Annotated in this window: 21 protein-coding genes; 14 read left to right on the plus strand and 7 right to left on the minus strand. The window is 73.2% G+C overall.

The features are described 5' to 3' along the window. Nucleotides 1–60 precede the first annotated feature (60 nt). The 4 genes from ACH414_RS00085 (at nucleotide 61) to ACH414_RS00100 (ending at nucleotide 3,804) form a co-directional block, all read left to right on the plus strand. Nucleotides 61–1,746, plus strand: coding sequence for a SpoIIE family protein phosphatase (locus tag ACH414_RS00085; RefSeq protein ID WP_382545317.1), 1,686 nt, complete (start codon nucleotides 61–63; stop codon nucleotides 1,744–1,746). After that, nucleotides 1,743–2,843 (plus strand): B12-binding domain-containing protein, encoded by a 1,101-nt coding sequence (locus ACH414_RS00090; protein ID WP_382545314.1) that lies wholly within the window; start codon nucleotides 1,743–1,745, stop codon nucleotides 2,841–2,843. The genes ACH414_RS00085 and ACH414_RS00090 overlap by 4 nt, the downstream gene beginning before the upstream one ends. After that, complete coding sequence (locus ACH414_RS00095; RefSeq protein ID WP_382545311.1) at nucleotides 2,840–3,244, plus strand: STAS domain-containing protein; 405 nt, start codon at nucleotides 2,840–2,842, stop codon at nucleotides 3,242–3,244. The genes ACH414_RS00090 and ACH414_RS00095 overlap by 4 nt, the downstream gene beginning before the upstream one ends. Before the next feature lie 134 nt (nucleotides 3,245–3,378). Continuing rightward, nucleotides 3,379–3,804: an SsgA family sporulation/cell division regulator gene (locus tag ACH414_RS00100; protein ID WP_382545308.1), complete on the plus strand. Its 426-nt coding sequence runs from the start codon at nucleotides 3,379–3,381 to the stop codon at nucleotides 3,802–3,804. A 21-nt stretch (nucleotides 3,805–3,825) separates the two neighbouring features. Here ACH414_RS00100 and ACH414_RS00105 read toward each other — a convergent pair whose 3' ends face one another. Next, on the minus strand, nucleotides 3,826–4,245 hold the full coding sequence (locus ACH414_RS00105) for an ATP-binding protein (protein WP_382545305.1): 420 nt from the start codon (nucleotides 4,243–4,245) through the stop codon (nucleotides 3,826–3,828). Between the two features lie 184 nt (nucleotides 4,246–4,429). Here ACH414_RS00105 and ACH414_RS00110 point away from each other — a divergent pair, with 184 nt between their 5' ends. Next, entirely contained in the window at nucleotides 4,430–5,272 is an 843-nt protein-coding gene (locus tag ACH414_RS00110) for an RNA polymerase sigma factor SigF (RefSeq protein WP_382545381.1), read from the plus strand. Between the two features lie 111 nt (nucleotides 5,273–5,383). Here ACH414_RS00110 and ACH414_RS00115 read toward each other — a convergent pair whose 3' ends face one another. Continuing rightward, on the minus strand, nucleotides 5,384–5,836 hold the full coding sequence (locus ACH414_RS00115) for a hypothetical protein (protein ID WP_382545302.1): 453 nt from the start codon (nucleotides 5,834–5,836) through the stop codon (nucleotides 5,384–5,386). 124 nt (nucleotides 5,837–5,960) lie between these two features. Further along, entirely contained in the window at nucleotides 5,961–6,644 is a 684-nt protein-coding gene (locus ACH414_RS00120; RefSeq protein ID WP_382545299.1) for a DUF4230 domain-containing protein, read from the minus strand. 220 nt (nucleotides 6,645–6,864) lie between these two features. On the opposite strand from ACH414_RS00120, the gene ACH414_RS00125 reads away from it, so the two are divergent. The 3 genes from ACH414_RS00125 to ACH414_RS00135 all read left to right on the plus strand — a co-directional run bounded on the left by ACH414_RS00125 (nucleotide 6,865) and on the right by ACH414_RS00135 (nucleotide 9,617). Then, the gene (locus ACH414_RS00125) at nucleotides 6,865–7,524 is read left to right on the plus strand and encodes a VanZ family protein (RefSeq protein WP_398940412.1); all 660 of its coding nucleotides are present in this window, start codon (nucleotides 6,865–6,867) and stop codon (nucleotides 7,522–7,524) included. Between the two features lie 55 nt (nucleotides 7,525–7,579). After that, on the plus strand, nucleotides 7,580–8,662 hold the full coding sequence (locus ACH414_RS00130) for a YihY/virulence factor BrkB family protein (protein ID WP_398940413.1): 1,083 nt from the start codon (nucleotides 7,580–7,582) through the stop codon (nucleotides 8,660–8,662). A 121-nt stretch (nucleotides 8,663–8,783) separates the two neighbouring features. Next, nucleotides 8,784–9,617: a class II glutamine amidotransferase gene (locus ACH414_RS00135; RefSeq protein WP_382545289.1), complete on the plus strand. Its 834-nt coding sequence runs from the start codon at nucleotides 8,784–8,786 to the stop codon at nucleotides 9,615–9,617. 59 nt (nucleotides 9,618–9,676) lie between these two features. Here the strand turns inward: ACH414_RS00135 and ACH414_RS00140 are convergent, their stop codons facing one another. The 4 genes from ACH414_RS00140 to ACH414_RS00155 all read right to left on the minus strand — a co-directional run bounded on the left by ACH414_RS00140 (nucleotide 9,677) and on the right by ACH414_RS00155 (nucleotide 13,824). After that, entirely contained in the window at nucleotides 9,677–10,936 is a 1,260-nt protein-coding gene (locus ACH414_RS00140) for an NAD(P)/FAD-dependent oxidoreductase (protein ID WP_398940414.1), read from the minus strand. A 115-nt stretch (nucleotides 10,937–11,051) separates the two neighbouring features. Next, nucleotides 11,052–11,921 (minus strand): DUF4436 family protein, encoded by an 870-nt coding sequence (locus ACH414_RS00145; RefSeq protein ID WP_398940415.1) that lies wholly within the window; start codon nucleotides 11,919–11,921, stop codon nucleotides 11,052–11,054. 21 nt (nucleotides 11,922–11,942) lie between these two features. Next, a complete protein-coding gene (locus tag ACH414_RS00150) occupies nucleotides 11,943–13,103 on the minus strand; it encodes an agmatine/peptidylarginine deiminase (protein ID WP_398940416.1) in 1,161 nt (386 codons plus the stop codon). 169 nt (nucleotides 13,104–13,272) lie between these two features. Further along, entirely contained in the window at nucleotides 13,273–13,824 is a 552-nt protein-coding gene (locus ACH414_RS00155; RefSeq protein ID WP_398940417.1) for a TetR/AcrR family transcriptional regulator, read from the minus strand. Between the two features lie 162 nt (nucleotides 13,825–13,986). On the opposite strand from ACH414_RS00155, the gene ACH414_RS00160 reads away from it, so the two are divergent. From ACH414_RS00160 to ACH414_RS00185, 6 genes are all read left to right on the plus strand, one after another. Beyond that, a complete protein-coding gene (locus ACH414_RS00160) occupies nucleotides 13,987–15,552 on the plus strand; it encodes a serine/threonine-protein kinase (RefSeq protein WP_398940418.1) in 1,566 nt (521 codons plus the stop codon). Nucleotides 15,553–15,652: 100 nt separating this feature from the next. After that, nucleotides 15,653–16,819, plus strand: a complete 1,167-nt coding sequence (locus tag ACH414_RS00165) for an agmatine/peptidylarginine deiminase (RefSeq protein WP_398940419.1) — start codon at nucleotides 15,653–15,655, stop codon at nucleotides 16,817–16,819. Nucleotides 16,820–16,939: 120 nt separating this feature from the next. Next, nucleotides 16,940–17,521 carry a TetR/AcrR family transcriptional regulator gene (locus ACH414_RS00170; protein ID WP_386561492.1) on the plus strand — a complete coding sequence of 194 codons (582 nt, stop codon included), beginning with the start codon at nucleotides 16,940–16,942 and terminating at the stop codon, nucleotides 17,519–17,521. A 265-nt stretch (nucleotides 17,522–17,786) separates the two neighbouring features. Continuing rightward, entirely contained in the window at nucleotides 17,787–18,482 is a 696-nt protein-coding gene (gene ureA, locus ACH414_RS00175; RefSeq protein WP_382545268.1) for an urease subunit gamma, read from the plus strand. Beyond that, nucleotides 18,479–20,230, plus strand: a complete 1,752-nt coding sequence (locus ACH414_RS00180) for an urease subunit alpha (protein ID WP_382545265.1) — start codon at nucleotides 18,479–18,481, stop codon at nucleotides 20,228–20,230. Before ureA ends, ACH414_RS00180 begins: the two co-directional genes overlap by 4 nt. A gap of 178 nt (nucleotides 20,231–20,408) precedes the next feature. Then, nucleotides 20,409–21,410, plus strand: coding sequence for an agmatine/peptidylarginine deiminase (locus ACH414_RS00185; protein WP_398940746.1), 1,002 nt, complete (start codon nucleotides 20,409–20,411; stop codon nucleotides 21,408–21,410). Nucleotides 21,411–21,428: the final 18 nt, after the last annotated feature.

A 21,428-nucleotide genomic window follows, 5' to 3' on the forward strand; every position in this document is an offset into this window, starting at 1 on the left:
TGGACGGACGAGCTGTAGTCGAGTGGGAAGGTGGCGGTCCACGACGCGCGGGCCACGCTTATGACTGTTTTCGAGGACGAGTCCGGCCGCTTCCGCGAGAGCGCGGGAGCGGGAAGCCCCGTATGGCGGGGGTCGCCGCACCCGGCGGTGGTGGCCGACCGCGAGGGCGGCGTCGTGGAGTTCAACGCCGCCGCCGCCGACCTCTTTCCACGCCTGGGGATCGGCAAGGGCCTGGACGAGGTCGTCCCGGGGTGGCTCGCCGACGCCCACCGACGCCTGACCCACCCGCCGCACACACCCGCCGGGCCGGCCACGGCCACGGCCGGCCCCGCCCCGCTGCGCGGCTGCCACGACGGAAGGCTCCTGAGGGCCCACCCCACCGAGTCCGGCCACGGCGACGTGGCCTGGTGGCTGGTCGACGACTCCGACCTGACGGCCGCCCAGGACGCCCTGCGCACCGAACGGGAGCGCCACGCGATCCTGGCCGAGGCCTCGACCCAGCTGCTGGCCTCGCTCAACCCCGACCGCTGCCTGGAGAAGGCGGCCCTGCTCGCCGCCGAGCACCTCGGTGACGCCGCCCTCGTGATCTCCCCGCCCGGGCCGCGCAACCGCTCCACCGTGGTCACCGCCATGGCCGGGGCGTTCGAGCGGACCCAGCTCACCCTGGACCCGACCCTCGTGCCCGGTCTCGCCGAGGCTCTCCAGGGCTTCCCGCCGGTGCCCGCCCGCTGGATCGACCCGGCCGAACTGCCCTCCTGGGCCGTGCCCGAGGGCTTCGGAGGCACACCCGGGTCCGTCGCCATCACCCCGCTGCCCGGCCACGGCGTGCCGGCGGGCGCCCTGATCCTGCTGCGGCGCAGCGGGCAGCGGGCCTTCGACGCCTCGGAGGAGCGCTTCGCCCGGCTCTTCGCCGCCCGTGCCGGCGCCGCCCTCTCGGCCGCCCGCCTCTACGCGGAACAGGCCCGCGTCACCCGCGCGCTGATCACCGAACTCCTCCCGCCCCGGCTCCACCACGTCGGCGGGGTCGACTTCGCGGGCGGCTACCGCACCTCCCAGGACACCGAGCGCATCGGCGGCGACTTCTACGACGTGCACCCCGGCACCGACGACGGCCACGACACGCTCGCCGTCCTCGGCGACGTGTGCGGCAAGGGACTGGACGCCGCCGTCCTCACGGGCCGGATCCGCAGCACCGTACAGGCCCTGCTGCCCCTCGCCGGCGACCACCAGGACGTCCTGCGGCTGCTCAACGGCGCCCTGCTGACCACCCGGCACACCCGCTTCGCCACCCTGGTGCTGGCCTCGGTGCGGCGCACGGGCGGCCGGGTGCGGCTCCGGCTCACCAGCGCCGGCCACCCCCGCCCGCTCGTCCTGCGCGCCACCGGAGAGGTGGAGGAGGCGGACACCGGCGGCACCCTGGTGGGCGCCCTGCCCGTCGTCACCAGCCGCTCCGCGACCGTGGACCTGTCGCCGGGCGAGACCTGCCTGCTCTACACGGACGGGATCACGGAGGCCCGCGGCGGGCCGCTCGACCCCGCCATGTTCGGCGAGGAGCGGCTGCGCTCCGCGCTCTCCGAGTGCGTGGGGCTCCCGGCCGAGGCCGTCGTCGAGCGGGTGCAGATGATCGCCGGGAACTGGGTGGGCCGCGGACCCCACGACGACATGGCGGTCGTCGCCATCACCGCACCGCACACCACCCACCTGTCGGCGGTGAACGGCCACACCCGGGGCAGGTACACCGCATGAGCACGTCCACCACCACCCCGACCGCCGCCCTCCTCGCCACCCGCCGACAGCTGTGGGCGGCCCTGGAGGCGCGGGACGAGACGGCGGCCGCCGCCGCCGTCCTCGGCGCCCACGACGCCGGAGTCCCCGCCGAGGACCTCCTCCTCGACGTGATCGGCCCCGTCCAGGCCGGCATCGGCGCGGAATGGGCCGCCGGCCGCATCGGCGTCGCCCAGGAGCACGCCGCCACCGCCATCCAGGACCGGGTCGTCGCGGCCCTCGCCCACCGCACGGCGGACGCGACCGCTCCCCGGCCGGAGAGCGGTCAGGCGCCCCGGCACGTCACCGTCGCCTGTGTCGACGGAGAGTGGCACGCCCTGCCCGCCCGGCTGCTCGCCGAGGTGCTGCGCGGCCGCGGCTTCCTCGTCGACTACCTCGGGGCGCACGTCCCCACCCCCCACCTCATCGCCCACCTGCACCAGACCGGCACGGACGTCGTCGCCCTCTCGTCCTCGCTGCCCGTCCGGCTCCCGACGGCCCACGCCGCCGTCACCGCCGTCCAGGCCATCGGGCTCCCCGTCCTCGTCGGGGGCGCCGCCTTCGGCCCCGACGGCCGCTACGCCCGTCTGCTGGGCGCCGACGGCTGGGCCCCGGACGCCAGGTCCGCCGCCCGGCTCCTGGCCGCCGGTCCGCCGCGACCCCGTCCGGGCCGGCCCGCCGCCGACCTGCCCCACCTCGCCGACCAGGAGTACACCCTGGTCACGCGGGCCCGCGCCCCGCTGGTCCGCCGGATCCTCCAGGGCCTCGAGGACGCGGTCCCCGCCATGGCCTCGTACACCGACCGGCAGCGGGAGCGGACCGCAGAGGACATCGCCCACATCGTCGACTTCCTCGGCGCCTCCCTCTACGCCGACGACCCCGAGCTGTTCACCGGCTTCGTCACCTGGACCGCCGGGGTCCTGCGGGCCCGCGGCGTCCCGGGCGGCGCGCTGGTCGCCGCCCTCGACCTGCTCGCCGACGCCCAGCACGACTTCCCCCGCTCGCGGGCGCATCTCGCCGCCGGGCGCCGCGCCCTCCTGTCCGTACCCGCCCCGCCCGCTCCAGGACCCCACTCGTGACCACCTCCGACCACACCTTCGAGGTCAAGGCCGTCGCCGCGCCCGACGGCAACCTGTACGTGACGCTCGCCGGCGACCTGGCCTGGGACAGCGCCGAGGAGCTGCTGGACGCGACCCGGGCCCACCTGGACCCGGAGACCGCCGCCCCCACGCGGCTCCGCGTCGACTGCGCCGGGCTCACCCTCTGCGACTCGATGGGCCTCTCCGCCCTGCTGGCCCTCCACCGGCTCGCCACGACCGCGGGCGTCCCGCTGCACCTCGACTGCAGACCGCCCTTCCTCGACCGGCTGCTCCTGCTCACCGGCACCCACGAGCACCTGACGGGCCGGGCCGAGAGCGTGGGACCCGACGGCGACACCCCGAGCGGCGCCGCGGAGGGGCCGCATCCCACCGGTCCCTGACGGTCTTTCACGGCCTTCACCGAATCACGACAGCATCGGCACATCCGTCACGAGGGCACGAGGTGTAACAGGGGCGGGACGGGTCAAGCGGACACCGCACCCGCTCGCTGACATCCCCTCAGCCGGAGGACCTCATGCCCCAGCCCCCCGTCGCACCGCTCCCCGCACCCCGCGCCCTCGTCCAGCCGATGGCCATGGACCTGTTCACCTCGGACGTGGCGATCCGGATCGACACCACCGTCGGCTACGAATCGCGCGACCCCTACGCCCTGAGCATCGCCTTCCACCTCCTCGGCGAGGAACCGGTGGTGTGGCGCGTCGACCGCGGGATGATCCTCGCCGGAGCGCTGGGACCCACCGGTGACGGCGAGGTCAGGATCCGTCCCACCCCCGACGGCGGGCTCCTGCTCCAGCTCGGGCCGGTCGGGCAGTGCGCCGTCGTCCGGTGCGAGCAGGAGGCGCTCGGCCGCTTCGTGCGCGACACCTTCGTCCTCGTGCCGCAGGGCACGGAGGAGCGTCACATCGACTGGGCGCCGCTGCTCGCCTCCCTGGGCCACTGACGTGCGGCGGGGGGTGCCTCCTCAGCCGGGCCGGCCTATGGCCGGGCGGAAACAGGCCGTGACGTCCTTGCCCCGCGGGCAGGGGCGGGTCCGCACGTCGTCGGCGAGCGCGTCGACCAGGAGCAGTCCGCGCCCGCCCAGCGCGCCCTCGTCGGGCCTGCGCTGCTCGGGCACCAGGGGCGAGGCGTCGTGCACGGTGACGTGCAGGCACTCCTCGTCCCAGGTGAGGATGAGCTGCGCGTCGCTGTGGGCGTGCACATGGGCGTTGGTGACGAGTTCGGAGACCGTCAGCACGACGGAGTCCGCCACCCCGGGGGCGGTACGGTCCCAGCCGAGCGCCGCCAGGTGCTCGCGCGTCCAGTCCCGTGCCGTCTTGACGCTGCTGCCCATCGGCAGGGACCGTGCCCAGCCGACGGCCCGCATCGAGGGATCCCGTGTCATGTCTCTCCTTCGGACGTCCGGTCAGGGTTTCCGTCTGCCCCTCGCGGGGCCGAAAGGAACCGGTCGGAAACTCATGAGAAATCGGCAGGTCTGAATCCGCGAAGTCGGGGTAGGCGAGCAGCCACGGGTCATGCATCCCGACGAGGAACACACGTGAAAGGGGACAGGTGTGACGGTCACCACGATGTCGCTGGCGGGAATCGAGTCCGGAGCGGGGACGCTGCCGCAGATCCCGGACACGTTGGCTGTCGCGCCCAAGGACGCGAGGGCCCTGTCGAAGGTCTTCTTCCAGGAGCTCGCGACGCTGGAGGAGGGGACGCACGAGTACCAGTACGCGCGCAACACCCTCATCGAGATGAACATGAGCCTGGTCCGCTACGCCGCCGGGCGCTTCCGGCACCGCGCCGACGAGATGGAGGACATCGTCCAGGTCGGCATGATCGGCCTGATCAAGGCGATCGACCGGTTCGAGCTCTCGCGCGAGGTCGAGTTCGCCACCTTCGCCGTCCCCTACATCGTCGGCGAGATCAAGCGCTTCTTCCGGGACACCTCCTGGGCGGTGCACGTACCGCGCAGGCTCCAAGAGGCGCGGGTGGAGCTGGCCAAGGCGACCGAGGAGCTCAGCACCCGCCTCGGCCGGACGCCGACGGTCAAGGAGCTGGCCGAGCTGATGAGCCTCAGCGAGGAGGAGGTCACCGAGGCGCGGCTCGCCTCCAACGGCTACAACTCCTCCTCGCTCGACGCCGCCCTCAGCGGCGAGGACGAGGACAGCGACGCCTCGCTGGCCGACTTCATCGGCACCGAGGACCCGGCCATGGAGCTGGTGGAGGACTTCCACTCGCTGGCCCCGCTCATCGCCGACCTCGACGAGCGCGACCGCCGGATCATCCACCTGCGGTTCGTCGAGGAACTGACCCAGGCGCAGATCGGCGAGCAGCTGGGCTGCTCGCAGATGCACGTCTCGCGGCTCCTCACGCGCACGGTGAAGCGCCTGCGCGAGGGCCTGCTGGGCACCAGCGCCGACTGATCCCCCCCGCGCACGGCTCCTGGGTTCCCGCACCGGACGCGCCTTCGGTGCGGGAACCCAGGAGCCGTTCCTCCGTGTCCGGGCGCGGCCCTGGGCCCGCGCCCGGACTGCTCAGGTGCCGGCCTCGTCGGCCGGGGCGTGGTCGGGGTGGCCCGGAGTGCGGCGCTTCCTCTGCAGCCGGGCCTCGAAACGGTGCTCCCGGCCGCCGGACAGGGCCGAGACCGCGGCGCGCTCCAGCTGCCGGAAGGGCTCGTAGTAGGTCTCGTTGTAGGCGTCGACGATCTCGTACGTCCAGTGGCCGGGCATGACGTTGCGCCCCAGGATCTCCGTCTCCACCCGGTCCGCCCAGGCGTGGTGCCCGGCCTCGCGCAGGAGCCGGACCGCCCGGTCGAGCTCGAAGTCCGCCGTGCCGGTCAGCTGGTGGAAGCCGTACAGATGGCCCCGGGCGCGCTCCGCCGTCTCCAGTGCCTTGGACAGCGAGCCCAGGGCCTCGACCGTGGGGGCATCGGGGGCGTCAGGGGCGTCGGGCTCGGGGGCGTTCCGGTCGTCGTCGTGAGTGCTCATGTAAGCCCCTTGCCCCGTCGGCGGACCGACCCGAGCGTGTCGGCCGCCACATCCCCCGGACGGCGCGGTCGGGCCGGTGGGCGCCGCGCCCCGCGCAACCGCCCCCCGGCCGGGTGGATCCCGCTCAGACGAAGGTCACGTTCACCCGCTCGAAGCCCAGGCCCCGCAGCAGCTCCCGCAGCATCGCGGCGGTGTTCCGTTCCGCCCGGGACGTCAGGTCGGACGCGCGGGCCGCTTCGCCGATGCGCCGGGCGGCGAGGACGTGGACGGCCTGCTCGTTCGCGGGGTTGTCCGAGAAGAGGTCGCCGATCCGGTCGAGCAGTCCGCGCTGCTTCGACACGGCGTACGACCGTTCCGGATCGAGCGCCGGGTCGGCCGTCCGGGCGTGCGGCAGCCGGAGGGTGGCCTCGGTCCGATCGGCGTCGACGGTCACGGCGCCGTCCCCGAGGCCGCCGAACTCGACGTATGCGGCGACGCTGCCGCTGGCCACGTACAGGGTGCGGGTGCCGCGGATCGCGTCCGGCAGGAAGCGCGCGTCGCGCTCCAGGTCGACCACCACCTGATAGGTCCCCGCGGCCCCCTCGTACCGGCTCAGGTCCTGGACGGACTTGAGGACGGCGGGACCGGAGCGGTCCTTCACCTCCGTCCCGAAGACGTCCATGCCGGGGATCCGGAGCAACTGGCCGACCAGCATGAGGGCGACGGCGAGCACCAGCAGCGCGCCGGCGGCGATGCGCCACCTGCCTGCGGGGTCCCGATGCGAACGGTGGGCCGGCGCGGGGCGGTTCTTCGTCTCTTCTTCTCCCATGGGGGCCGGGTGCCCGAGTCCGCCGCGCGCACACCCGACTCCCTTGAAAACAGGCCCAGTTGGGGCACAAGGGGAGGTTGGTGCGGAGGTGAGCGGCCCGGGGGAGCGCGGCGCATGCCGTGCCCCGGCGCGGGTACGCGGGATCCGTTCGCACGAGGACACCCAGGGGAGGAGACGACTCGTGTTCGGTCGAAGCGCGTCGAGAAGAGTGGCGAGAGCGGTGGCGAGAAGAGCGTCGAAGAGCGCGTCGAAGGGACGGAGCGCCGCGCCCGCGGGCGGGGACGGGGCCGCGGACACGCGGCGGGCGGGCGGCGCGGCGCCCGCCGCCGGAAGCCCGGGGCGGACGGATCCCGACCCCACGGCGCCCCGGACCGCGGCCCCTGTCCGGCGCGGGCCGGGCCGCTTCGTACGGGCGCTCGTCGCCCTCACGGCCCTCGCCGGCATGGTGGCGTTCGCCGTGGTCCTGGCCCGGCTGACGCTGGAGGCCTCCCCGGCCTCCGCGAGCCTCACCCACAGCAATCTGACACCCGGGCGCTCGATCCAGGCCTATCTCTCGCGGCCCGCGTTCCGGGACACCGTGAAGCAGCTCGGGGGCAACGTCCTCCTCGGCGTCCCCTTCGGGATCCTGCTGCCGCTGCTGTCCCGCAGGGCCCGCGGCTTCCTCCGCGTCGCGCTCCTCACCGCCGCCACCATGCTGCTCGTGGAACTGGTGCAGGGAGCGCTCGTGACGGGCCGTGCCTTCGACATCGACGACGTCCTCCTCAACACGACGGGAGCGCTCATCGGGTACGTGACCATCGGCCGGCGCCTCGGCCGGGCCGTGCACCCGCGCACCCGCCCCCGGTGGTGGCGCCGGCGCCAGGCCCGCGCCTCCGTCTGACGGCCGGGACACGGGCTCCGGCGTAGGACCGGCCGAGGGGGGTAGCCGCCGAGGCATGGCCGAACCCAACGTCCCCGAACGCCGGACTCCCGAGCCCCTGACCCCGCCCCCCGACCCGTCCGGCCCCGAGGGCCCCGGACCGGGCACCGGCGTCGAGGAGCGCGCCCCCGATTCACCCGCCGACCTGCCCAGGTCCTCGTGGCTCGCCGTACTGAAGGGCTCGGTACGCGAGTTCACGGACGACGAGCTCATGGACCGGGCGGCGGCGCTGACGTACTACGGCGTCCTGTCGCTGTTCCCCGGACTGCTCGCCCTGGTCTCGCTGCTCGGGATCAGCGGACAGCGGACCACCGACCGGGTGCTGGAGAGCCTGCGGGAGCTGGCGCCGGGACCGACTCGCGACGTCCTGGAACAGGGGCTGCAGGCCCTGAGCGGCAACACCGGCACCGGCGCCTTCATGGCCGCGGCCGGACTGCTGGTGGCCCTGTGGTCCTCGTCCGGCTACGTCGGCGCCTTCATGCGCGCCGCGAACCGCGTCCACGACGTCCCCGAGGGCCGCCCCGTCTGGAAGCTGCTGCCGATCCGGCTCGGCATGACGGCGGCGCTCATGACGATGGCCGCCGCGGGCGCCCTGCTGCTCGTGCTCAGCGGCGACGTGGCACGCCGGGCCGGGGACGCGCTGGGCGTCGGCGACACCGCCCTGACGATCTGGTCGGTGGCCAGGTGGCCCGCCCTCCTCCTGCTCGCCGTGGTCATGATCGCCCTGCTGTACTGGGCGAGCCCGAACGCCAAGGGCCGCGGATGGCGCTGGATCACCCCGGGCAGCGTGCTCGCCCTGCTGATCTGGCTGGCGGCGTCGGCGGGCTTCGCGGTGTACGTCTCGACCTTCGCCTCGTACAACCGGGTCTACGGCACCATGGCCGGCCTCGTGGTCTTCCTCGTCTCGCTGTGGATCAGCAATCTCGCCGTGCTGCTCGGCCTGGAGTTCGACGCCGAGCTGCTGCGCCGGCGCGCGGTGGCCGGTGGCATGCCACCGGGGCGGGAGCCGTACGTCAGTCCGCGTGACACCCGGGCGTGGAACGACGAGGAGCGGCGCGAGGCAGGCCTGCCGGAGAAGGCGCGCCACCAGGACGGATGAGCCCGCCGGACAGGCCCGAGGACGATGCCGCCGCTGTGGCGACCCGCAGCGGCGGTGCCGAGAATGGGAGGACCGGACGGTGCGCCGGACCGGTCTCGCGCAGAGATGCAGGTGATCGCGTATGTGTCGATGGCTCGCGTACCGGGGGACGCCGGTGCTGCTCGAAACGCTCCTCTACCAGCCGGCCCACTCCCTCATCGACCAGAGCCTGCACTCCAAGATGGGCGTGGAGACGACCAACGGCGACGGCTTCGGCGTCGGCTGGTACTCGGAGCACACCGACACCCCGGCGCTGCTGCGGGAGGTCGGGCCCGCGTGGAACAACCGCAATCTGCGCGAGCTGGCGGACCACGTCCGCTCCCCGCTCTTCTTCGCCCACATCAGGGCGTCGACCGGAACGGCCGTGCAGCAGTCGAACTGCCACCCCTTCCGGCACGGCCGCTGGATGTTCATGCACAACGGCGCCATCGCGGACTTCCCGCTGCTGCGCCGCGAGCTGACCCTGCTCGTCGACCCCGCGCTCTACGCGGACATCGAGGGCACGACGGACTCCGAGGTCATGTTCTACCTCGCCCTCACCTACGGCCTGGAGGACGACCCGCCCGGGGCCGTCGCCAGGATGGCGGGCGTCGTGGAGCGGGTGGGACGCGCGCACGGGGTGGAGCACCCCCTCCAGATGACGCTCGCCCTCACCGACGGCGAGCGCCTGTGGGCCTTCCGCTACTCCACCGCCCGGGCGTCCCGCTCGCTCTTCTACAGCAGCCGGGTGGAGGCGCTGCGCCGCCTCCACCCCGACGTCGCGTTCCTGCGGGGCGTCTCGGAGGACACCCGCCTCATCGTCTCCGAGCCCCTGGGGGACCTGCCGGGTGCCTGGAACGAGGTGCCGGAGAACAGCTACGGCGTCGTGCAGCCGGGCGCGGACGAACTCCACCGCTTCGCCCCGGTGCCGGCCTGACCGCACCGCCGCGAGGGTGCCCGCGGGGCGGCGGTACGGTCAGGGGGCCGCCCGGCGGGTCACGCGACCGCGCCGGCCCGCAGGTCGGCCAGGACGGCGCGGGCCGCCCGGGCACCCGAGGCCAGCGCGCCCTGGACCGAACCGGTCGCCCGGTGGTCCCCGCACACGTACCGGCCCGGTGCCCACCGCACGGACCGGGAGAGCGGCACCGCCCCCGGCATCGCCGGCAGGGCGTCCGGGACCGTGACGCGGTGCACGGGCTCCCAGCCGGCCGGGTCCACGCCGTACACCTCGCCCAGGGCCGCGAGCACCGCCGCCGTGTCCGAGGGCCCCGGAGAGCCGAGCACCGACGTGGACACCAGCGCCCGGCCGTCGGTGGAGAACCCCGGCTGGACGGCGGTGAGGACGCAGGTGTTCAGGAACCTGCGCGCGGAGTCGACGACCAGCACGGGCTCGTCCAGCGGAGGCCGGTCGACCGCGTGGTACAGCGTGGTCACGGTCCGGCCGGCCGGGACGGCGAGCCCCGGCAGCAGCTCCGCCGCGACCCGCTGCCCGGTGGCGACGACGACCGCGCGGGACCGCACCGCGCGCCCGTCCGCGAGGACCACACCGTCCGGGCCCAGCGCGGACACGGCGCTGCCGGTGCGGAGCACGTCCGGTGGCAGCCGCGCGGCGAGCTGGGCGGGCACGGCGCCGATCCCCTCGGCGGGGAGGCACAGGGTGCCGCGCAGCATGCTCCGCCACACCAGGTGGAAGAAGCGCGCCGAGGTCTCCAGCCGGTCCTCCAGGAACACGCCCGAGAGGAACGGGCGGAAGAACGTCTCCACGAGCCGCGGCGACAGCCCGGCCGCGGCCAGCGCCTCGCGCGTGGTCCCGTCGGGGCCGCGCCGCAGCACGGACGCCGGGGCCAGCGCGTCCCGCGCCGAAAGGACGGAGAGCGCCAGCAGATCGCGGCCCGACGCGAGCCGCCCCGGCAGCAGGTCCCGGGCCTCGCCCGGGCGGCGGCTCGGATCCGTGAACCGGCGCGGTCCGCGCTCGGTGTGCACGAGCACCCCCGGCGTGAACGGACGCAGCCTCAGGGGCCTCAGCCGCACCCGCCGCTTCACCTGCGGATACGAGGTGTTGAAGACCTGGAAGCCGCGGTCCACGGTGAAGCCCGCCACGCGGTCGGTGCGCATCCGGCCGCCGGCCGCGCCGCCCGCCTCCAGGAGCAGCACCCGCAGACCCGCAGCGAGCAGGTCGGCGGAGCAGGCGAGGCCGGCGGCCCCCGCGCCGACGACCACCGCGTCGTACCGTGCGTCGTCCGAAGTCCTCTTCACGCCGTCCTCCCTCTGCGTCCGCGAGGTCGCGCCCGCCTTCGTCCGTCTTCGCCCGGGGAGCGCCCGCCGGATGCGCCGGCGCCGTGCCGTCGGCGACGGGAGGAACGGCCGTGGGCTACTCGGTGTCCGATGTCCGGCGTTCGGCCCTGAAACCGGTGACGACCACGGTGACGAGGCAGAAGGCGATGACCGTCTCGGCCCAGAGGAAGGCGATGTAGTCCATGAGGCAGCCGATGGGCGGCGTGCCCGGAGCCGTGTTGCGGAAGGCCGCCAGGGCGAACAGCGTGGCGGCCATCCAGCCGAGCGCGGGCCAGGTGAGGCCCTTGCGCCGGGTGACGAGGAACCACGCCCCGGTGAGCACCGCGAGGGCGAGGCCCCACATGGCGGCCATCATGAAGACGGTGAAGACGAGCACGCTGTCGGAGCGCCCCAGGGCGACGTCGAAGGCCGCGGTCCCGTCGCCCGAGGCATCGTCCACCGCCGCCGAGAAGAGCGCGTCGCCGTTGGACAGGGTCAGGTGGACGGGGACCTTCCGGCCGCCGTGGACGGCGGTGAACTCGATCGAGGCGTCGTAGGCGTCGAAGGGGTAGTCCGTGATCGAACCGCGCTTCAGGGCGACCGGAAGGTCCGTGGTCGCGATGCGGCTGTGCGCCTTGAAGGACAGATCGCCCCGGGTCGAGGTCGACGTCTGGAGCGTCAGGTCCTCGGTGGGCGAGACGCCGCCGGCCTCGGCCAGCTCTCCGCGAGGGGTGACGTCCACTCGGAGCGTCAGTTCCCGTCCGGCGGCGTCGACCCGTTGGATCGAGGCCTCGACGTCCACCCGGTCAGGGGCCGAACCGCCCGCGTCGTACACCCGGTCCAGGGCCTGTCGCTCGCCGAACTGGAGCCACGTGCCCAGGGCGACGGCCGCCGCGATGAGCAGGCACGCCGTCACGGCCGGGAGGAGTCTGGCGCGGCTCGGCCGGTGGCGACGGGTGGGGGACACGGGCGCTCCCATGAATCGTGGTCACTCGACCGGCTTGCCGGGCTGATCGTGGGTGGAGCAGTGGATCCCGCCGCCGCCCGTGGCGATGGTGTCGATGCTCACCTGCACGATGTCGCGCTTGGGGAAGTGCTCCTGGAGGATGCCCCGGGCGCGGTCGTCGGCCTTCCTGTCGCCGAACTTCGGCAGGTACACCGCGTCGTTGCCGATGTAGAAGTTGGCGTAGGTCGACAGGAAGTCGTCGCTGTAGCCGGTGATCCGGTCGGGGTCGGGCTGCGGGAGGTCGATGACCTCGAAGCTTCGGCCCCGCGCGTCGGTCGCCTCGCCGAGCACGGCCTTGGCCTGGTCGGAGGAGCGCGACCAGGAGTCGGCCGGCGTGCCCGGGAAGGCGCGGTCCAGGAGGATCACCCCGGGTGCGGTGAAGCGGACGAGGCTGTCGACGTGTGCGTCGGTGATGTCCTCGCCGCGGACGCCCTTCAGCCAGATCACCTTGTCCATGCCGAGGAGCTCCTTGAGCTCGGCCTCGATCTGGGAGCGGGACTTGCCCGGGTTGCGGTTGTCGTTGACGATCGAGCTCTCGGTGATCAGGAGCGTGCCCTCGCCGTCCGTCTCGAAGGAGCCTCCCTCGGCGACGATCGACGTCTGGATGCGGGGGATCGCGTACTTCGACAGCAGCTTCCGTCCGACCTGCGCGTCGTTGTCGTGGACCTGCTTGCCGCCCCAGCCGCTGAAGTTGAAGTCGACGCCGGCGACCTTGCCGCCCTCCTCGACGAACACGGGGACGGTGTCACGGGCCCACAGGTCGTCGACGGCGAGGGGGATGACCTCGACGTTCCTGCCGCAGGCCTTCTGGGCGGCGGCCACCTGGTCCGGTCGGGCCATCATCACGACGTACTCGTACTCCGAGACGGCGCGGGCGATGCGTGCGATGTCCTGACGCACGTAGGGGAGGTCGTCCTCCCAGACGGACTCCAGCGCCGGCCACGCCATGAAGGTGCGGGCGTGGCTCTCCCACTCGGCGCCCAGCCGCCGCTCCTCGCCGGTCCCCGTGGCCGGGCCGGTGCCGGCCACGGCTCCCGAGGGGCCCGGGTCGCCGGGGCCGCAGGCCGAGGCGCCGAGGGTGAGCGCGCCGATCCCGGCGAGCAGACGCAGCGCGGAGCGTCGGGAGGGGCGGAGGTCTGACATCGGGGTCTCCGATCGTGAAGGGCACGCGGGGCCGGGGATGAGACGGCGAACCATGGGGGGCCGAGGGTGTGGCCCTCACCCTGGCATTGACTGAAAATTCAGTCAAGTCGGTGTGGGTGTCCCGCCGGGCGCGGTCGCCCCTCCGGGGGACCCCCTCGCGCGTCCGCTGTCAGCGGTCCAGTCGTTCGACCTCGATGGAGACCGCCTCCTTCACCAGTTCGCGAGCGTGCTCCAGCGGCAGGGCGCCGCTCAGCCAGCGGGTGCTGAGGCCTTCCAGGAGGCCGGTGAGCCTCTCCGCGGCCGCCGTGAGGGCAGGTGCGGGAGCCGACGGCCGGATGCGGCCCAGCAGGTCCGCGACATCGTGGATCCAGGTCAGCGTGGCTCTGGCGAGATCTCCGCGCAACTCGTGCTCGAAGATCGCGCTGGCCCGCAGCTCCCCCCAGGCGGTGCTGTTCTCGCGGACCTCCGGGAGGTTCTGGAACTCCAGCAGCAGGGACTGCTCCAGTTCCTGTCGGGCGTCGTACGGTCCGGCGGCGCCGTCGTCGGACGTGTAGCGGTCGGCCCGGTCGCTGATGAACTCCAGGGTGTGGCGCAGAACGCCGGCCCGGTCCTTGAAGTGGTAGTAGATCAGGGCGGTGGACACCCCGGCCTCGGTCGCCAGCTCCTCCATGCGCAGCCCGCGCACTCCCCGCCGCGCGATGACTCGGGCGGCACCTTCCAAGATGGCTCCTCGGCGATCCCTCGCCACGTGATCCCCTCCTCTGTGGTCTGAACCAGCAGTGTCGCATATTGACTGAATCTTTAGTTAGAGCCACTATGCGTCAGTCGCGTCACCGCGTCAGCCGGTACGTCGTCCGTTCCACCTCGTCGAAAGAGCCACCGCATGTCCGCTCAGCTTCCTGGTGCACAGCCTGCTCACGCGGCGCTGACGGCCGACGACCCGCGAGAGATCGGCGGCTACCGCCTCCAGGCCCGGCTGGGAGCGGGCGGCATGGGCGTGGTGTACCTGGCGCACACCCCCGGCGGTCGTCCGATCGCGCTGAAGGCGGTGAGGGAGGAGTTCGCGGGGGACCCCGAGTTCCGCCTGAGGTTCGCCCAGGAGGTGGCCAGCGCCGAGCGCATCCACGGCCTGTTCACCGCGCAGGTGGTCGCCTCGGGCGTGGACGCGCCGACCCCGTGGCTCGCCACCGCCTACATTCCCGGGCCGTCCCTCCAGCAGGTGGTCCAGCGCCACGGCCCGCTCCCGGTGCGAACGGTGCTGATGCTCATGGCGGGCATCGCCGAGGCCCTTCAGGCGATCCATCGTGCCGGCGTCGTCCATCGCGACCTCAAGCCCGCCAACGTGCTGATCGCGGAGGACGGGCCCCGTGTCATCGACTTCGGCATCGCGCGCGCGGCCGACGCCGTCGCCCTGACCGGGACCGGCCTGAGCATCGGCACGGCGGCGTTCATGGCCCCCGAGCAGGCCCTCGGCCGGCCGGTGTCCGCGGCCACCGACGTGTTCGCGCTCGGCGCGCTCATCGCGTACGTGGCGAGCGGCGAGGCTCCCTTCGGGGCGGGGCCGGAGTCGGCCGCCCTGTACCGGGTGGTCCACGAGCAGCCCGACCTCGCCCGCGTGCCGCACGAGCTGCGTGACCTGCTGGCCCGGTGCCTGGCCAAACGGCCGGAGGACCGCCCCGCGACGGGGGAACTCATCGCCGCCGTTCACGCCCATCCGCTGGTCGGGCCCCGCCCGGAGTTCGCCGAGGGCTGGCTGCCCCAGTCGGTGGGCAGCGAGGTGGCGGGACGGGCGGTACGCCCGGCGCCCGTCCACGCTCAGCCCACCCTCACGGCCCCGGCTCCGGCTGCGGCCCCGGCTGCGGCCCCGACCCCGGCGCATCTGCCGCCGCGGGCCGGGAGCGCCTCCCCGGCCGCACCCGCCTCGCGCCGGCGGGCACGGAAGGGGAGTCGCCGCCTGGTCCTGGCGGTCCTCGCCGCGCTCGCGAGCCTCGTGGCGGCGGGTGGCGCAGTCCGCTTCCTCGTCGCGCCGGCCGGGGGCGACGCCGGGTCCGGCCCGTCGTATCCACCGGCCGACTCCTATGCGTCCGTCGGCGGGGAGGTGGAGCTGACCTCTCCCGACGCCTCCTACGAATTCGACCTGAAGTCCGGGAAGGTCGTTCCCGCGGACACGGCCGCCTGGTACCTGGCGCGTGACCGCTCGGAGTTCGTCCTCCCGGAGGACGGCGACGCCTTCGTCTCCGCGACGGACGAGCTCGGCCCCGCCGACTGCGTGCGGGGCATCGACACGGAACCGGTCACCCGGATCGCCTTCGCGGACGTGGCCGACGGGCGCCCCTTCTGCGTCCGTAGCTCCGACGGGAAGAGCATCGCCGTCGTACGGCTGATAGAGGCCCGGGCCGGAGGCGGCCCGGTCACGGCCGCGTTCGAGCGTTACCGCAGCGACCGTTAGTCGCCGCGATCGGCAGGCATGGTCCTGAAGAGACCATTGACTGAATTTTCAGTCTGCGGAACGATCCGTGCACACCCCCCTCCCCTCAGGTAGGAGTTCCATGAACACGTCCACGACGTCCCGACGCCGACTGCTCCAGCTCGGAGCGGCGGCCCTGCCGCTCGCGGCCCTCGGAGCGGCGCTGCCCGCGGCAGCGCGCGCCGCCACCAGCGCTTCCGGCGCCACGCTGCGGATGCCCGCGGAGCACGACCGCCACGTGCGCACCTTCATGGCCTGGCCGGCGCTGTCCTCGGTCTGGTCCCCGTACCTCACCGGCGTCCGCCGTGACATCGCGCGGGTGGCCGACGCGATCTCCCGTTACGAGCCCGTCGTGGTGATCGCCCGTCCCGAGCAGGCGGCCGACGCGCGGTACGAGTGCGGAGCCGGCGCCTATCACGGCATCGAGGTCGTCGAGATACCCAACGACGACCTCTGGATCCGCGACTTCGGCCCGACCTTCCTGGTGGCCCCCGGTGCCGTCGCAGGTGTGGACACCAATTTCAACGGCTGGGGCAAGACCGGCACGAGCTACTACCAGCCCTACGCCAACGACGCCGCCGCGGCCGCGACGCTGCTGGGCCGCTACGGAGTCGACAGGATCCAGGCCCCGTTCGTCGGCGAGGGCGGCTCCCTGGAGACCGACGGCCAGGGCACCCTGCTGGCCACCGTCAGCTCGCTCGTCAACGCCAACCGCAACCCGGGGATGAGCCAGGACCAGGTCGAACAGGCGATGAAGTCGGCACTCGGCATCGACAAGGTGATCTGGGTGCCCGGACTCGCGGGTCAGGACATCACCGACTGCCACATCGACTGCCTGGCCCGCTTCGTCGCACCGGGACGCGTCATCCTCGACCAGCCGGGACCCGGTACCGACCCCAAGTGGGTGGCCGTCTACAACGAGACCAAGCGGATCCTGCTGAGCGCCACCGACGCACAGGGCCGTCCCCTGACCGTCACCGAACTCCCCGGTCCGGACCGCGGCCGCATCCGCGGCAAGAACAGGGGCAGCGCCTTCCTGTCCAGCTACACCAACTACTACACCGCCAACGGCGCCGTACTCGTCCCCCAGTTCGGCGACGACCACGCCGACGGCGTGGCCTCCGCCATCCTCGCGGCCGCCTACCCCGGCCGGACCGTCGTCCAGCTCGACATCGACAACATCGCGACCGGCGGTGGCGGAATCCACTGCGCCACCCAGTCCCAGCCCGCCGTCCCCCCGGCCGTCTGACGGGGCGGCACCGGACGAACCGCCGGTCGCCGTCCACCGGCGGCGACCGGCCCCTCGAGGAGCGCTGCCCCGGCAGGGCCGTGATCCTCTTGCCGGGACGGGCCCGGTAAGGTTTGGGCCATGGCGTCTCGCAGCACTCAGCTCCTCGAAGCGGCCGCCCGGGTGATCGCCCGGCGCGGGGTCCGAGGCCTGCGCGTGGAGGAGCTCGCCGCCGAGGCGGGCGTGTCCACCGCGCTGATCTACTACCACTTCAAGGACCGCGCCGGGATCCTGCGCAAGACGCTGGAGTTCATCAGCGACCGCGCCGAGCGCTACACGACCCACCGCGACCCGGATGCCGAGCCGCTCAGCCCGCGCGAGGAGCTGGAGCAGACCCTCCTCCTCGAACTCCAGGACTCGACCGAGGTCAGGGAGAACAGCACCGCCTGGGGCGAGTTGCGGGCCAGCGCCGTCTTCGACGAGGTGCTGCGCGAAGACCTGACGCGGGCCACCCGGGTCTGGGTGCAGGAGGTGGCGGCCCTGTTGGGCGAGGTCCGGCCGGCGGCCTCGGCAACCGCCCTCGAGGCCGCCGCCGAGCGGCTCACCGCCCTCCTGGAGGGCCTGAGCATGCGCTGGCTCAGCGGTACGCTCCAGATCGCCCACGCCCGGACCCTGATGGGCGACGCCATCGACGCCGAGATCGAGCGGCTGGACCGTCCCTGACCGGGTTCCTCCTGGGAGATGCGCGCCGAGTCGAGCGCGCCTTCGACGCGCGTGGGCGGATCACGCGCCCCTACCTCACCGAGGTGTACACCGGGACCTGACCGGGCGGCCGGGTCTTCCGGGGCGAACCAGCTCCGCAGTATTGACTGATATTTCAGTCAGTGCGACAGTGAATTCCCTCCACCACCCACCTCCACCCCCGACATCGTGCGGAAAGGAAAGGGATCACCTTGCGTGCGACCAGGCCCTTCAGACAGGCGGCGCCATGCCCCTGACCCCCACCGAGCGCGACCGGCTCCTCCTCTTCACCGCCGCTCAGCTCGCCCGGACCCGGCTGGAGCGAGGGCTGCGGCTCAACGTGCCGGAGGCGACCGCGCTCATCGCGGACACGGTCTGCGAAGCGGCCCGCGACGGCAAGCGACTCGCCGAGGCGATCGAGGCGGCCCGCTCCGCCCTCGGCCCGGACGACGTGCTCCCCGGCGTCACCGACGTCGTGACGGAGATCCAGGTCGAGGCGGTGTTCGACGACGGCACCCGGCTGGCCGTCATCAGCGCTCCCTTCGGCGAGGTCGTGCACGGCGACGGTGCACCCGGGGCCGTCCTGCCTCACCGGGACACCCTGCCGGAGCCGGAACCGGCGGTCACTCTGCGCGTGCGCAACACGGCCTCGGTGCCGGTCAGCGTGACCTCGCACTTCCACTTCTTCGAAGCCAACCCGCGCCTCGACTTCGACCGGGCCGCCGCCTACGGGATGCGGCTGGCGGCCCCGGCCGGCTCCTCCACCCGGTTCGACCCCGGTGCCGTCGTGGAGGTCGGACTCGTGCCGATGGGGGGCGACAGGATCGCCATCGGCTTCGCGGGCCTGGTCGACGGCCCGCTCGACGCGCCCGGCGTGAAGGCCGAGGCCCTGAAGCGCGCCGCCGCCTGCGGCTATCTCGGAACGGAAGGGGCGCGGCGATGAGCAGGCCCACCAGACACGGCGACCACTGCGTGCCCGGCAGCAGCCGGCACATCGACCCGCACGAGTACGCCTCCGTGCACGGGCCCCGCGCGGGGGACCGGGTCCGGCTCGGTGACTCGGGGCTCGTCGTACGGGTGGAGTCGGACGCGCAGAAGCCGGGTGACGAGTTCCTGGCCGGCTTCGGCAAGACCGCGCGGGACGGTCTGCACCTCAAGGCCGCCGCGGTCCGCGAGACCTGCGACGTCGTGATCAGCAACGTGCTGGTGATCGACGCCGTGCAGGGCATCCGCAAGGTGTCGATCGGCATCCGCGAGGGCCGGATCCACGCCATCGGGAGGGCCGGCAACCCGGACACCCTCGACGGCGTCGACGTCGTCGTCGGCACCGGCACGACGATGATCCCGGGGGAGGGGCTCATCGCCACCGCCGGCGCGATCGACACCCACGTCCACCTGCTCTCTCCCCGGATCATGGAGGCGTCCCTCGCCTCCGGCGTCACCACCGTCATCGGCCAGGAGATCGGGCCGAGTTGGGGCGTCGGCGTCAACTCGCCCTGGGCCCTGAAACTCGGGTTCGACGCCTTCGACGCGTGGCCGGTGAACATCGGCTTCCTGGCGCGCGGCTCCTCCTCGGACCCGGCGCCGCTGGTCGAGGCGCTCGCCGAGGGCGGGGCGTCCGGCTTCAAGGTCCACGAGGACATGGGTGCCCACACCCGGGCCCTGGACACCGCGCTGCGGGTGGCCGAGGAACACGACGTGCAGGTCGCCCTGCACAGCGACGGCCTCAACGAGTGCCTGTCGGTCGAGGACACCCTCAAGGTCCTGGAGGGCCGGACGATCCACGCCTTCCACATCGAGGGCTGCGGCGGCGGGCACGTCCCCAACGTCCTGAAGATGGCGGGCGTGCCGAACGTCATCGGCTCCTCGACCAACCCCACGCTCCCCTTCGGCCGCGACGCGGTCGCCGAGCACTACGGGATGATCGTCTCCGTCCACGACCTGAAGACGGACCTGCCCGGCGACGCGGCGATGGCGCGGGACCGGATCCGGGCCGGGACGATGGGCGCGGAGGACGTCCTGCACGACCTCGGCGCGATCGGCATCACCTCCTCCGACGCCCAGGGCATGGGCCGCGCCGGCGAGACCGTCCGGCGGACCTTCGCCATGGCCGGGAAGATGAAGGCCGAGCTCGGCCCCATGGAGGGCGACGGCGCCCACGACGACAACGCCCGTGTGCTCCGCTACATGGCCAAGCTGACCATCAACCCGGCCATCGCCCACGGCCTCGCCCACGAGATCGGCTCGATCGAGGTCGGGAAGATGGCCGACATCGTGCTGTGGCGGCCCGAGTTCTTCGGCGCGAAGCCGCAGATGGTCATCAAGAACGGCTTCCCCGCCTACGGGGTGACCGGCGACCCGAACGCCGCCACCGACACCTGCGAACCACTCGTCCTCGGCCCCCTCTTCGGCGCCCACGGCGCCGCTCCGGCCGAGTTGTCCGTCGCCTTCGTCAGCCGCGCCGCCGCCGAGTCGGGAGCGGTCGGCTCGCCGTACGACGCGCTGGGCACACGGCGCAGGCGTGTGGCCGTACGGGGGACCCGGGGCATCGGACCTGCCGACCTGGTCCACAACGCCCGCCTCGGGCAGGTGGACGTGGACCCGCGCAGCGGTCTCGTGACCCTGGACGGCACTCCCATGCGCTCCGAGCCGGCGCACCAGGTGTCCTTGAGCCGTCTGTACTTCCTCTGATCCCTCCCACCGAGGGAACCGAGAAAGGCATGCCTCCAGTATTGACTGAAAATTCAGTCGGATGGAGGATGCTGTTCACACCGCATACCCGTCCCCGCGCCTCCGCCTGGCCGAGCCGGCCGCCGCCGACGGGTACTTCTGGCGAAACGAAGAGAGACCCGTGATGACTGCATTCCGTATGCCTGCCGAGTGGTCCGAACACGAGGGGTGCCTGATGGCCTGGCCCGTCCGTACGGACCTGTGGGGCAGCGTGCTGGACGACGTCAAGGAGGAGTACGCGAACGTCGCGCGCGCCATCGCCGAGTTCGAGCCCGTGACCATGGTCGCGCCGCCCGGCCACGGTGAGGAGGCCAGGCGCAGGTGCGGTCAGCGGATCACCGTGGTGGAGCTGGCCCACGACGACTCGTGGTTCCGGGACTCGGCGCCGCTGTTCGTCCTCGACGGCGACGGCAACCGCGCCGCGGTGGACTTCCGTTTCAACGCCTGGGGCCGCAAGCACAGCCCCTACGACTCCGACGACCGGGTCAGCGGCCTCCTCCTGGAGCACCTCGGCGTCGAGCGCATCCCCTCCGACATGATCCTGGAGGGCGGGGCGATCACGGTCGACGGCGAGGGAACGCTGATCACGACCGAGCAGTGTCTCCTGCATCCCAACCGGAATCCCGGTATGAACCGGGACGAGATCGAGGCCGAGCTGAAATCCCGGCTCGGCGTCCGCAAGGTTGTATGGCTGCCGTACGGCGGCCTGCTGGACACGGAGACCGACGGGCACGTCGACGGTGTCTGCGCCTTCGCCGCTCCGGGCACCGTGGTGGTCTCCCTGCCCGACGACCCCGAGCACCCGGACTACGCCCGGATGCGGGCCAACCGCGCGGTCCTCGAATCGACCCGGGACGCCCGCGGCCGCCGACTGGAGATCATCGACGTTCCCCAGACCGCGTTCGTCGAGCTGCCGGACGGAGCGGTCGAGGTGTCGTACCTGAACTACTACGTGGCCAACGGCGGCGTCGTCGTCCCGGTGGCGGGCGTGCCCCAGGACGATGCCGCGCTCGCGGTGATCGCCTCGGCGTACCCGGGCCGCAAGGTCGTCCCGGTGCAGGCCATCGCGATCGCGTTCGGCGGAGGGGGCGTGCACTGCATCACCCAGCAGATCCCCGCCGCACGTCCTTCCGCCGCGTAGCAGCGGATCCGCCGCTCC

Source organism: Streptomyces sp. NPDC020422 (assembly GCF_044386705.1).
Classification (GTDB): domain Bacteria; phylum Actinomycetota; class Actinomycetes; order Streptomycetales; family Streptomycetaceae; genus Streptomyces.